This is a genomic window from Marinomonas rhodophyticola (genome assembly GCF_026113935.1).
GTDB classification, from domain to species: domain Bacteria; phylum Pseudomonadota; class Gammaproteobacteria; order Pseudomonadales; family Marinomonadaceae; genus Marinomonas; species Marinomonas rhodophyticola.
This window is the reverse complement of record NZ_JAPEUL010000006.1, coordinates 345,093-357,853: the sequence shown is the minus strand read 5'-3', so window position 1 is coordinate 357,853 and position 12,761 is coordinate 345,093. Positions and strand designations below refer to the sequence as shown.

Here is a 12,761-nt window from a genome sequence, read left to right as displayed (position 1 = left end):
CCTGTCTCTTCTGTGAGCCGCTTAGTAAGGGCTTTCGATGTCGTTTAGATCAACAAAAACGCTCTTGTTTTGCGTGTAGTGGTACAGGGTCTCGATGCCATTTTCGCGACCAATGCCAGACTCTTTGTAGCCGCCCACAGGCATTTCTGCCGGAGACGCACCCCAAGAGTTGATCCAGCAAATACCTGCTTGCAACTGATTGATTACACGGTGAGCGCGAGCGAAGTCTTTGGTGAATACGCCAGCGGCTAGGCCAAGTTTGGTATCATTGGCACGGGCAATTACTTCGTCTTCGTCGGTGAAGCTCAGTACTGACATCACAGGGCCAAAAATTTCATCGCGTACTTGCGGCATATCATCAGTGCAGTCGGTGAAGACAGTCGGAGCCACAAACGCGCCTTTGTCTAAGCCCTTTTCCGTGACTTGGTAACCGCCACATAACAAGGTCGCCCCAGCGTCTTTAGCGGCTTGAATGTAGCCTAAGACTTTTTGCATGTGATCTTTAGAAATGAGTGCGCCAACTTGTGTTGCCATGTCCATTGGGTCGCCAATGATCATGGCTTCGGTGCGTGCTTTGAGTTCTTTGGTGAAGGCATCCATCATGTCGGCATGGACAAACACACGGGTGCCGTTGGTGCATACTTCGCCTTGGGTGTAGAAGTTTGCCAGCATAGCGGCAGAAACGGCTTGATCCACTGGCATGTCAGGGAAGATGATCATCGGCGATTTACCGCCAAGCTCCATGGTGACTTGTTTCAAAGACTGTGAAGACGCGGCCATCACTTTCTTGCCTGTGCCAACCTCACCGGTGAAAGACACTTTGTCGATGTCTGGGTGGTTGGTGATCATTTGGCCTGTGCGTGCATCCCCTTGGATAACGTTGAAGACGCCATCAGGCAAGCCTGCTTCGGTGAAGATTTCTGCCAGTTTAAGCGCCGTGAGTGGTGTTTCTTCAGATGGTTTGAAGATCATCGCGTTGCCTGCTGCCAAAGCAGGGCCTGATTTCCACATGGCGATTTGAATAGGGTAGTTCCACGCGCCAATGCCTGCGCAAATGCCAAGCGGTTCACGGCGAGTATAGAAGAAATTACCATTGCCAAGATCTTGGTAATCGCCTTGGATTTTGTCCGTAAGGCCTGCGTAATATTCGATAACATCGGCACCAGTTTGGATGTCGACGACAATGGCTTCTTGCAGAGGTTTGCCTGTGTCGAGCACTTCTAGGCGTGCTAATTCTTCGTTGCGCTCACGCAATAGATCGGCGGCTTTTTTCAAAATGCGGCCGCGTTCAACAGGGCTTCATCGCTGCCCAGACTTTTTGGCCTTGTTTGGCAGATTCAACAGCAGCATCGAGTTCAGCTTGTCCTGCGTGCTCTACTGTTGCAATCACTTCGCCTGTGGCTGGGTTGATTGTCTCGAAGTGTTCTCCGCTGGTGGATGCATGGTAGCGGCCATGAATGTATTGCTGCTGATGTGCCATGTTGTGCCTCTTTTTGTCTGTTTCAATGTTCTGTTTAGGATCATTGAAGTATTTGAATTTTTATTAAACGCGCGTTTAATAAAAACAATTGTACATATTTTGACTATAAATTGCAGCTTGAAACCATGAATTAGTGTTTTTAGGGCAAAAAAATGGCGTTTTAGAGCGACAGGAAAGAGAGGTCATGAGATGCCTCAGAATGAACAAAATACGCGGTGAACGCGTATTTGGTCTCGACTCAAATGTTGAGCCGAGACGGGCTTTTTAATCGTATTACGAAGGTCTAAGAAGGGGATTACAGGCGAATAACACCATTCGTATCAGGGCTTATTGGACTTGGAACATAGGCATCTGCCATGTCATCGTTGAGCCATTCGGTACCATCTAATACATAACGAAATTGGTACGAGGTATCGATCTCCAAACTGATTGTCGATGCAAATACACCAGATTTCTGTTTTTTCATTGGATTGGCTTCGCTGTCCCAGTTATTAAAATCACCAACAACAGCAACGCTTTTGGCCTCGCCAATCTTGTCGGCTGGTAGGGCAAATTTCACTTTGCATTCGGGTTTGGTTTTTAAGTAGGTTTTCTCAATCATTTCCAGCTCCATGGTCTAGTGATAGACAAAATAAGGTAAGGCTACTGCAAAAGCCTGAGTGCAACAAAATGTGCTTTTGAAGCGAGCTTCTAGTGCAAATAGCAAGCAAAGCTTACGCCACATTTTATAACTAATTAATTTATAATAATAAAATTCTTAATGAGCGTTTTCTGCTATCTGGTTAAAGCATATTCCTAGCTTTAATTGTTCCCCATTGCGCTATTCTGGGGCTTACGGCACTCATACACAATTGAAACGAAAATTCACAATATAAACGGATTTATGTCCTATAGTTAAATGACACCAACAAAAATAACGAGGTGTTGTGATGGACATTCAAATGGTCGTTCTTATTGCGTTAAGTGTGATGCTGGTCATTAAGATTATTTATCTGGTTGTCTTTAAACGCCCTGAACAAGAGGATGACCATTCCCATGGTCACCATTCTCATTCACGAGGGCATCACCACGATTCACGCTAGGACATTCTAGGGTATTAAGCCTGAGTGCCGCTGTTGTGCCCTCGGTAACGTTTATTTTTCGCTTCTTTGACTGTATTTAGGTCTACTAGGACCAAACCGTCTACACAGTAGCCAAAGTCGGCATCGACGCCAAAGTCTAAGAAGCGAACCCCACCAGGTTCACATAATTCGCTGTACTGCTTGAACAAGGTTGGCACACTCGCACCAAAGTGGCTGAGTTGTTCTTTTAATAGCCTGAAATCTTCTTCATAGTCCTCTCCGCTGAAAATATCGGAAATAATGTCCGCATGTTCGGCGTTGATTTGGTAAGGCGTAAAAGAGCGTGCTAAATGCTCTTTGTCGGCAAAATACAGTTTGTAAAAAGAGACAATAAAATCTTTTGCCACTTGCGGATAACTGTTGCTTAGACTCACTGGACCAAACATATAACGTATTTCAGGGTGTTTATCCAAATAGGCACCGATGCCGTACCATAAATAATCCAGACTGCGTTTGCCCCAATATTTGGGTTGAATAAAACTGCGCCCTAATTCGATCCCTTGTTCGAAGTAAGGCTCCATATCGCAAGAGTATTGAAATAACTCGGCACTGTAGATGCGATTTGGAGTGTCTGACTTCATGTAACGCGCCACTTCACCAATTCGATAAGCGCCAACGATTTCCAGTTCTTCTTCATCCCATAGAATTAAATGGCGATAGTATTGATCAAACTTATCCAGATCAGAACGCTCTCCTGTGCCTTCACCGACTTTACGAAAGGCAATCTCGCGCAAGCGCCCAATTTCTTTCATCGTCACTGACATAGGGTCGTAATCAAACAGATAAATTTGTTTGTTGTCCTTGGTACTGCCAAGGTGTTCTGCCAGTTTTAACTCTTGTTTGATCAGTTGTCGGTTTTGCGGGTGCTCGACGGTTTTTTCTGTTTTTAACAGCGGTTTTCTGCCTTTGGCAATACGGTACAAATGGCGTTTGACCAGTTTGTTTTTTCTTTATCGCTTAACGGTAATTGTGCCAATTCTTGAATCGGAATGGCTTGGCCTACTTGCATGGGTATTTTGCGATTTCGCTGACGAAACATTTCGTTCGCAAGCTGCAGCGTAGACAATGGGCGATACAAAATAGAACTGGTATAAAACAACATAGAGTTACGTCCGCCGATGTGAACGGGCAACAATGGGCTGTTGGTTTTCTGCGCCAATTTAAGATAGTTCTGATTCCATTGTTGGTCTTTTACACCACTTGGTGACATCCGCGACACTTCTCCGGCTGGGAAAATAATCACGGCTTCTTCATTATGTAAGCAGCTCATGATGGCTTTGAGTTGCTGGCGCCCTGTTTTGCCACCTAGATTATCGACCGGTAAGACCAGTTTTTTTAAACCGTCAAAGCCCATCAATAAATCATTGGCGACGATTTTTACATCTGGACGGATCTCACCAATTAATCGAAGTAACGCAAGACCATCCAAAGCACCAAGTGGGTGGTTGGCGATAATCATAACGCGGCCACTGGCAGGAATGTTGCGTCGATCAACTTGGCTCACTTGGTAACTAAAGTTGAAGTGATCCAGTACACGGTCAATAAATTCGAAGCCGACACAGCCGTGGTTTTTTTCCGGGAATTGATTGACTTCATTTTCGTGGAATAAGCGTTTTAACAGGCTTAACGTTGGGCGAGTGATAAGAGGGCTTTTGTCGAAAAACTGAGGCGATTTACTGGCAATCATTTGCTCAACTTGTATCACAGTCGTACTCCGCTCTAATAAGATTTCAGATGTCATAGTAAGCAGGGTAGAGTGTCAATGTGACAAAGACGTGACGTTTGTGTGGCGAGTATGTGACCAAAAGTTTTCAAGCATGAAGGTGAAAAAAAGCCCACCAATAAGGTGGGCCAAAAGTCGCTGACTAGAGAGTTAAACAATAAACAATCGGCGACTGAGGCTCGAGTAAATTCGCTACTTCATGGTTGGCATAGAAAATTCTGCGCCAGCGCGAAGGCCCGTTGGCCAGCGGGCCGTGATGGTTTTCATGCGAGTATAGAAACGCACACCATCGGGTCCATGCATGTGCAATGGGCCAAACAAAGAACGTTTCCAGCCGCCAAAGCTATGGAAGGCCATGGGCACAGGAATGGGCACATTGACGCCCACCATGCCTACTTGAACGTCTTCACAGAACTGACGAGCGGTATCGCCATCACGGGTAAAGATTGACGTGCCATTACCGTATTCGTGGGCATTGATCATATCCAAGGCTTCTTGATAGCTGGTGGCCCGAACGACGCATAAAACAGGGCCGAAAATTTCTTCGTTATAGATGCGCATACCTTGTTTGACATTGTCGAATAAGGTGGGTCCAACGAAATAACCATGTTCATTGCCTGGGTAGACAAAATCGCGGCCATCGCGCACCAACGTCGCGCCTTCTTCGACACCAATGCGGATGTAGTCTTTGATTTTTGCACAATGCTCTTTGGAGATGACGGGACCCATGTGTGCTTCTTCAGGTAAGCCGATACCTGGGCCGACTCGCATGACATCAATTTCAGTGCTTAAGCTGTGGATCAAATTATCGGCCACGCTGTCGCCTACACAAACCGCGACAGAAATCGCCATACAACGTTCACCCGCTGAGCCGTAGGCCGCTCCCATTAGGGAACCAACGACTTGGCTTGGATCTGCATCTGGCATGACGATCATATGGTTTTTAGCGCCGCCCAATGCTTGTACGCGTTTACCATGGGCAGAAGCGGTTGCGTAAATGTATTCAGCAATGGGCGTTGAGCCAACAAAGCTCACTGCTTGAACTCGTTCATCCGTTAGCAGTACATCTACCGCTTCTTTGTCGCCATTAACGATATTGAATACACCATCTGGGAGACCCGCTGCGGAGAGCAGTTCGGCTAAGCGTAATGGCACGGATGGGTCTTTCTCGGATGGTTTCATGACAAAGGTGTTGCCGCAGGCAATGGCAACAGGGAACATCCACATTGGTACCATAGCAGGGAAGTTAAACGGTGAAATGCCAGCGCAAACGCCAAGTGGTTGCATCAAAGACATGCTGTCGACGCCGCGACCAACGTTTAGGCTGTGTTCGCCTTTTTGTAGATGTGGAATGCCGCAAGCAAATTCGACGACTTCGATACCACGCGTTAACTCACCTTTGGCATCGGAGAATACTTTGCCGTGCTCGTTGGTGATCATCGCGGCGATTTCGTCTGCGTGCTCCTCCAGCAAGGCTTTAAATTTAAACATGACACGAGCACGGTTAAGCGGAGTGACCTTGCTCCATGTGTTAAACGCTTCTTGTGCTGAGGCAATCGCGGTGCGAGTTTCATCGGCGCTAGACAGCGCAACGTTAAGACTTTGTGCCCCCGTTGCTGGATTGTAGACTGGGCTCGTGCGACCGCTTTGGCTGGCCATGTGCTGACCGTTAATGTAGTTACCTAATGTTTGCATGAGAGTACCTAACGTTTGCATGTGTTTTTTGTTGTCGTTAACGTGGGTGCTCTAGCGTTAACGACACGAATAAAAGCCGGTGATTATTGGACGATGTCTATCCCAGACTCAGCGCATAGTGCTTTTAAGTTGTTTGCCCCCATTGTGGCGTAAGTTAATGGGTGTGCAACGGCTGGATCTTGTTCTGCTTCTACCACTAACCAGCCAGAATAGTTGCTGGCTTTAAGTTGTTTGAACAAGCTGCTGTAATCGATAAAGCCGTCGCCAGGTACAGTAAATACGCCATTTAACATGGCATTCAAGAAGCTGATATCGCGGTTCTTAGCGTCCTTTAAGATCTCAGGGCGAAGATCTTTGCAATGTACGTGAATAATGCGATCCGCGTGTTTTGCTTGAACTTCTAATGGGTTACCACCAGCAAATGTCATGTGGCCCGTATCTAAAAGTAAGCCAACAGAAGGACCTGTGTGTTTCATCAATAAATCAACTTCGTGTTGGCTTTCAATGACGGTTCCCATATGGTGGTGGTAAGCAATTTGTACCCCTTCAGATAGGCAGTAGTCCGCGACCTGAGTGAGTTTTTTACTCATTTCAGCGATTTTTTCTTCGCTGATAATAGGGCGGTGCGACAATGGGGTTTCGATTTGACCATGGATACAGCCTGTGACTTCGCAGTACACCATGGCTTTTGCGCCAAGGGATTTCAATAAATGAAGATGCGGCTTAATGGCCTCAATTTCTTCTTCGACACTGCGCGTTAATAATTCGCCGCTGAACCAGCCTGAAACCAAGTCCAAACCATGTGCTTTTAGAATAGGGCCAAGTACTTCTGGTGTGCGAGGGAACTTTTGACCTAACTCAAAGCCACTAAATCCCGCTTGTTTGCCTTCTGTTAAACAAGTTTCAAGGGAAGTTTCTGCGCCCAGTGTGGGTAGGTCGTCGTTTGTCCAAGTTAATGGGTTAATGCCGATTCTGACGCTCATATTATTATTCTCCGATCAGTAAATGCGAAATGATGTTCAGTATTACAAGTGTTTAAATTGAGCTGCTTTACGTTGTTCGTATTCCTTGCGAGCGTCGCTGACTTGTTTGCGCTCTGAGACTTCAGCTAATGCGACATCCCACCAATGTCCGCCTTCTGCTGTCGTTTTCAGCGGATCGGTATCTAAGGTGATGACATAACTGATAGGGGAGCTCTTAGCGCGTACAAGGGCTTGCTCTAATTCCGCGATGTTGGCGACTTTTTCAGCGTTAGCGCCAAGTGCCCTGGCATGAGCCGCAAAGTCGGTTTTAGGCGCGCCTTCAGGCACACTAAAACAATCGTCTAAAAGGTTGTTAAAGCCTGCACCGCCACCGGCTTGTTGTAAGCGGTTAATACAGCCAAAACCTCGGTTGTCTAGCACAACAGCGATGATTTTTTGACCTAGCATCACTGAGGTGGCGATTTCAGAGTTGAGCATTAGGTAAGAACCGTCGCCCACCATGACGAACACTTCGGATTCAGGGCTTGCCATTTTGGCGCCTAAGCCACCGGCCAATTCATAGCCCATGCAGGAATAGCCGTATTCCATGTGGTAGCCGCGGTGGTAACGCGTCCGCCATAACTTTTGTAATTCACCTGGTAAACCGCCAGCCGCGCATACCACCATGTCTTCTTCGCCAGCCGCGCGATTGACGGCCCCAATAACTTCGGCATCACTGGGTAAATTTGTGCCTTGATCCGTGGTCGCTTGATCGACAATATGTTGCCAGTTAACGCGCTCGTTTTCGGCTCTATCAACCCAAGAAGACTCTAGCTGCCAGCCTTGGAGGGCCTTACTTAACAGTGGCAGGGTGGCTTTTGCGTCTCCTACTAGCGCTTGGCTCTTATGTTTGATGGCATCAAAAGACGCTACGTTTAGGCTGACGATTTTGGCATCTGGATGGATAAGAGAACGGGACCCCGAGGTGAAGTCACCAAGGCGAGTACCAACGGCAATAATCAAGTCCGCATCAGCACATAGGTTATTGGTTGAGGCCGCGCCTGTGACACCGATACTTCCCATATTGTGTTTGTGGTCCCAAGGCAGAGCGCCTTTGCCGGCTTGTGTTTCACCTACAGGCAGTTGGAATTGGCTAACAAAGGCATCGAACTCTTTGAGCGCACCAGAATAATGAAGGCCGCCTCCTGCGATGACGACCGGTTTTTTGGCCTGTCGAATCAGTTTAAGCGCGTCGTTTAGCTCATAAAAATCCGGTGTTTGGCGACGTAGGCGATGGACTTTTTCGTCGAAGAAACTAATAGGATAGTCGAATGCCATGGTTTGCACGTCTTGCGGTAACGCTAATGTCGCAGGGCCGCATTCAATCGGATCCGTTAGCACGCGCATGGCTTGCGGCAACGAGGTTAACAGTTGCTCCGGACGAGTAATACGATCAAAAAAGCGACTGACTGGGCGAAAACAATCATTCGACGTGATGGTCATGTCTTGGAAGCTTTCGACTTGTTGGAGTACTGGATCTGGCATACGAGTGGCAAAGGTGTCGCCCGGAAGAAACAAGACAGGAATACGATTCACATGCGCCACAGCTGCTGCCGTCACCATGTTCACCGCACTCGTGCCGCCGACGCAGTACAAGCCATCATTTGTTGACGGTTTTTGGTTTTAGCGTAGGCAATAGCGGCATGTGCCATGCCTTGTTCATTGTGTGCGCGATAAGTCGGCAGTTGATCTTTTACTTGGTAAAGCGCTTCGCCAAGACCGGCAACATTACCGTGACCGAAAATCCCCCATACACCCGCAAACATGGGTTGAATACCATTATCTGTTTCTATTTTTTGCGCCATCATAAAGCGGACGACGGCTTGGGCCATGGTAAGTGTTATTGTTGTCATGTGAATTTCCTTTAAGCCTGTTTCTGTTGTGGCTGCTGCTGGGACTGAGCGGTGTGGCGTTCTTTCCAATAAGAGACGAGCTCCAAATAGTTTGACACAATGGCGTCGATAAACTGTTGATCGCTATAGCGATTTGCTAACCATTCACGGCTTGGTTCGCTAAAAATAGAACGCCCCACCGCGAAGCCTTTGCAAATATCAAAACCTGCGCTATTAACAAAGCCTTCTTTGAGTTCGTTCATTGGCGCGTCTAAACCTAGCATCACCACACCACGGCAGTGTTTATCATGGTGCTGAATTATGTCGGTAATGGCTTGCCAGTTTGCTTTCGATTGAGGTGGCAGCTTCCACCAGTCTGGGCGCACATCTAGGTGGTAGAAACGTTTCATGGCGTTCGTGAAAAGGCTGTCATCAAAGGCTTTGTCTCGTGGTGGAATGATTTCCAACAACAGTTCATGGCCGGAAGTGCAGCAAGCATGGTAGAGCTCAACCACTTGGCGCTCTTGGGCAACACGCAGCTCTATTTCATCTTGTGAATGGTAGAAAACGAGGCATTTTACGATGTGCTCTTTTGGCCAGCTTTTTAGGCGAGAACCGATGCTACGCCCGCCTTCTAACTCGATAGGGCGAGAGCTTGGAAGTTCCACTGGACGACCAATCCAAAGGCCGCGCCCCGTCACCGCATTGAGTGCATCTTGTCCATAGGTATCATCAATGAGGACACCGTACTGGCTACCACCTAGTTGGCGGGAACCTACATCTAAGGCATCGACTAATAGACGTTTCAGCGTTTTAATTCGGGCTGGATCGGCCCCTTCTTCACGGGCCATATCAAAGAGTTGTTTGCGATGGTCGAAGGCAAAAATACACAGGTCTTGCCAGTCATAAGGCAGTCTTTCTGTGGTGACTCGATGTAAATGATTCAGTTCACGATCCAAGTCTGGGCGTTTAATGTGTGCCGCACGAGCAATATAATTATCCAGTTCTTCCGCGCTTGGAATAGCCGGAGCACAACCATGACGCGAAACAACCAAAGCGCCACATGCATTGGCGTAGGCACAAGACTGTTCTGCGGATTCGCCGCGTATCCAGCCCCGTAAGAAGCCACTCATAAAGGCATCACCGGCGCCAAGCACATTGAGTACCTCAACGCGAACGCCAATATGTCGCTCAAAGGCGTTCATAGAGTCAGGGATCGCTCCTTCCAGTACCGTACAACCTTGAGAGCCAAGTTTCAGCACTATGGTGGCCGTGCTTAGTTCACGGATTTTTTTCAGTGCCGTGATGGTATCTGTGCTGCCACCTGCAATATGTATTTCTTCTTCTGTGCCCACAATCAGATCAAAATCCGCCAGAATACTTTGTAAGTGTGCTGAGACTCTTTCATTGGAAATAAAGCGGGTTTCACCATCGCCTGGGTTGGTTAGTCCCCAAAGAACAGGGCGGTAGTCGATATCTAGGGCGCATTTCGTGCCCGCTTGCTTAGCGTAGGCAATGGCTTGTTTGCTGGTTTCGTAAGTGTTTTCAGTGGAGAAGTGAGTGCCTGTAATAACAAGGGCTTTGGCTGAACCAATAAAGTCCGCATCAAAGTCGTCTTTACTGACGGCCATATCGGCACAGTCGTTACGGTAGAAAATTAATGGGAAGGTGTCTTGGTCTTTGATGCCTAATACGACCAAGGCCGTCAAACGTTCGGGATCCGTAATAACGTGACTGGTGTCGACACCTGCACGGGCTAACTCTTCTTTAACAAAGCGGCCCATGTGTTCATTACCAACACGTGTCAACATGGCGCTTTTTAAACCAAGACGAGCTGTCCCAAAAGCCATGTTGCCAGAAGAGCCGCCGAGATATTTTGCAAAACTGCTGACATCTTCTAAACGACTGCCTATTTGCTCTGAATACATATCGACCGCAGCGCGTCCAAGACAAATCAGATCTAACGTTTTATCTTTGAGCATGGTTCTTCATCTCCCGTATCAGCCGAAATGACAACAAGGTGAATAGTACTTTGTCGAAAATGAAGTGGCTGTTTTTTTTATTGTGTAATCTACCTTCGAAGATAATAGAATATATATTCTATATTTTCAATATGTTGGAATGAATTTTTCCATAATGTGTTTTTCAATTTAAAATCTTTATAAAACAATGCGTTATATTTTTTAATGAGATTTACATAATAATTCTGCCAATGGAGGAAATAAAACAGCCTGTGTGAGGGCTGCAGAGTGTATCTGCTCGCCTGGGTTCGCTGTGTGGGATATGAATCATTAATCAGTTCGCCTATTGAGCTAATGATTGGTTAACAAAATCAATGCTGTCTTGAACCGCTTGTTTTGGATTTGGAAGGTCCCACACTTTTTTAGAGAAAGGTTCGAATGACACCGGCCTAAATAACCTGCTGCCAGTAAAGTGCGGAGCTGCTCAATATTGTCTAAACGATCTTTGGGACCGACTAGCACTCGGTCTCCGTCTAGCATGTCGTTGAAGGTTATGTCGTCTTCTAGGCCAGAGATATGAATGAGCCCCGTGCGCTCGGGAAAGAATTCCTCTTCGCCAGCGCCTTTATGATGGAAAGTGTCGTGCACTGTTGGCCTACCCATGATTTTTGAGTGTGTTGAAAGGTGTGACAGAGGAAGGCAAACGGCTGGTGGTTTTACTCTGCCATTAAATTACATTTTGGGCTTGACAACGGTGGCAATATCCATCAAATTGGAATATATATTCTATATTGATTTTTTGTGGAATATACATATTCGAATGGGTTGCATCTCAGTGATATAAACCAGTCGAATGTTTAGAGATCTAGAGGCACTTTGTAGAGTGCGTCTGGGTTTGATCTCTAGACGCGTTTTACCGGAAAAAATAAAAACAATTAGAGCGTGTCAGCGCTTACTTTCGAGGAAATCGCATAATGAAAAAACTACTTCTTACTGCCATCGCGTCTTCAGTTATCGCAACGTCTGTTTCTGCTGCGGATCTTAAGATTGGCGTCTCAATGGCCTTGTTTGACGATAACTTTTTGACGACTTTGCGCAACGGTATTCAATCAGCTGCCAAGGAGCAGGGGGTTGATGTTCAAATAGAAGACGCCAAAAATGGCGTTGGTAATCAATTAAATCAAGTTCAGAATTTTATCGCTTCTGGTGTGGATGCCATCATTATTAACCCTGTTGATACCGATGCAACCTTATCCATTTCCGATGATGCCCAAGCCGCTGGTATTCCCCTCATTTATGTTAATCGCCAACCTATCAATGTTGATTTGCTTCCAGATAATCAAGCGTTTGTGGCATCGGATGAGAAAGTCTCGGGAACGTTGCAGACTCAAGAAGTGTGTCGCCTATTAAATGGCAAGGGCAACATTGTGGTCATGATGGGTGAGTTAACCAACCAAGCGGCGTTACAGCGCACACAAGATATTCATGATGTTATTGCCACGCCAGAGTGCTCAGGCCTAAAAGTGGTTCAGCAACAAACAGCAGAATGGTCACGTACCAAAGGCAGCGATTTGATGACCAACTGGATTGCTGCTGGTATCCAGTTTGATGCGGTTATTTCAAACAACGACGAAATGGCGATCGGTGCGATTCAGGCATTAAAAGCCGCTGGCCGTTCAATGGATGAGGTTGTGATTGCGGGTATTGATGCCACTACTGACGGCTTGGCTGCCATGAAAGCGGGTGAGTTGGATGTAACGGTTTTCCAGAGTGCTGATGGGCAAGGTCGTGGTGCTGTAGACGCAGCCGTTAAGCTCATTAATGGCCAAAGTGTGGATCGTAAAGTATGGGTGCCGTTTGAATTGGTGACACCTGAAAATCTAAACGATTACCTTTAAGTTTCTTAACTAAAAACGCTTTTAATTAA

Annotated in this window: 9 protein-coding genes and 2 pseudogenes; 2 read left to right on the top strand and 9 right to left on the bottom strand. The window is 46.8% G+C overall.

Annotation, left to right across the window (positions count from 1 at the left end; genetic code table 11):
- Positions 1–21: 21 nt before the first annotated feature.
- Positions 22–1,480: pseudogene (gene betB, locus ONZ52_RS07660) on the bottom strand (betaine-aldehyde dehydrogenase).
- Between the two features lie 295 nt (positions 1,481–1,775).
- On the bottom strand, positions 1,776–2,081 hold the full coding sequence (locus ONZ52_RS07655; RefSeq protein ID WP_265218065.1) for an isoamylase early set domain-containing protein: 306 nt from the start codon (positions 2,079–2,081) through the stop codon (positions 1,776–1,778).
- A gap of 328 nt (positions 2,082–2,409) precedes the next feature.
- Between ONZ52_RS07655 and ONZ52_RS07650 the strand changes: the two genes are divergently transcribed.
- Positions 2,410–2,562: a hypothetical protein gene (locus ONZ52_RS07650; protein WP_157959187.1), complete on the top strand. Its 153-nt coding sequence runs from the start codon at positions 2,410–2,412 to the stop codon at positions 2,560–2,562.
- A gap of 14 nt (positions 2,563–2,576) precedes the next feature.
- Here ONZ52_RS07650 and ONZ52_RS25590 read toward each other — a convergent pair whose 3' ends face one another.
- The 7 genes and pseudogenes from ONZ52_RS25590 to ONZ52_RS07620 all read right to left on the bottom strand — a co-directional run bounded on the left by ONZ52_RS25590 (position 2,577) and on the right by ONZ52_RS07620 (position 11,482).
- Positions 2,577–3,524, bottom strand: a complete 948-nt coding sequence (locus ONZ52_RS25590; protein ID WP_487349001.1) for a GNAT family N-acetyltransferase — start codon at positions 3,522–3,524, stop codon at positions 2,577–2,579.
- Positions 3,488–4,306, bottom strand: a complete 819-nt coding sequence (locus tag ONZ52_RS25585) for a 1-acyl-sn-glycerol-3-phosphate acyltransferase (protein ID WP_487349000.1) — start codon at positions 4,304–4,306, stop codon at positions 3,488–3,490. Before ONZ52_RS25585 ends, ONZ52_RS25590 begins: the two co-directional genes overlap by 37 nt.
- A 210-nt stretch (positions 4,307–4,516) precedes the next feature.
- Positions 4,517–6,019: a CoA-acylating methylmalonate-semialdehyde dehydrogenase gene (locus ONZ52_RS07640; protein ID WP_265218064.1), complete on the bottom strand. Its 1,503-nt coding sequence runs from the start codon at positions 6,017–6,019 to the stop codon at positions 4,517–4,519.
- Positions 6,020–6,102: 83 nt separating this feature from the next.
- A complete protein-coding gene (gene iolE / locus ONZ52_RS07635; protein ID WP_265218063.1) occupies positions 6,103–7,002 on the bottom strand; it encodes a myo-inosose-2 dehydratase in 900 nt (299 codons plus the stop codon).
- Between the two features lie 42 nt (positions 7,003–7,044).
- Positions 7,045–8,894 (bottom strand): annotated as a pseudogene (gene iolD / locus ONZ52_RS07630) (3D-(3,5/4)-trihydroxycyclohexane-1,2-dione acylhydrolase (decyclizing)).
- An 11-nt stretch (positions 8,895–8,905) separates the two neighbouring features.
- Positions 8,906–10,855, bottom strand: coding sequence for a bifunctional 5-dehydro-2-deoxygluconokinase/5-dehydro-2-deoxyphosphogluconate aldolase (locus tag ONZ52_RS07625; RefSeq protein ID WP_265218062.1), 1,950 nt, complete (start codon positions 10,853–10,855; stop codon positions 8,906–8,908).
- A gap of 330 nt (positions 10,856–11,185) precedes the next feature.
- Positions 11,186–11,482 (bottom strand): hypothetical protein, encoded by a 297-nt coding sequence (locus tag ONZ52_RS07620; protein ID WP_265218061.1) that lies wholly within the window; start codon positions 11,480–11,482, stop codon positions 11,186–11,188.
- 326 nt (positions 11,483–11,808) lie between these two features.
- Here ONZ52_RS07620 and ONZ52_RS07615 point away from each other — a divergent pair, with 326 nt between their 5' ends.
- A complete protein-coding gene (locus ONZ52_RS07615; RefSeq protein ID WP_265218060.1) occupies positions 11,809–12,732 on the top strand; it encodes a sugar ABC transporter substrate-binding protein in 924 nt (307 codons plus the stop codon).
- Positions 12,733–12,761 lie beyond the last annotated feature (29 nt).

What these genes read in the sequence shown, in the direction of transcription:
- ONZ52_RS07640 (WP_265218064.1), bottom strand. Translation starts at nt 6,019, where the DNA reads ATGCAAACATTAGGTAACTACATTAACGGTCAGCACATGGCCAGCCAA.
- ONZ52_RS07655 (WP_265218065.1), bottom strand. Translation starts at nt 2,081, where the DNA reads ATGATTGAGAAAACCTACTTAAAAACCAAACCCGAATGCAAAGTGAAA.
- ONZ52_RS07615 (WP_265218060.1), top strand. Translation starts at nt 11,809, where the DNA reads ATGAAAAAACTACTTCTTACTGCCATCGCGTCTTCAGTTATCGCAACG.
- iolE (WP_265218063.1), bottom strand. Translation starts at nt 7,002, where the DNA reads ATGAGCGTCAGAATCGGCATTAACCCATTAACTTGGACAAACGACGAC.
- ONZ52_RS07625 (WP_265218062.1), bottom strand. Translation starts at nt 10,855, where the DNA reads ATGCTCAAAGATAAAACGTTAGATCTGATTTGTCTTGGACGCGCTGCG.
- ONZ52_RS07650 (WP_157959187.1), top strand. Translation starts at nt 2,410, where the DNA reads ATGGACATTCAAATGGTCGTTCTTATTGCGTTAAGTGTGATGCTGGTC.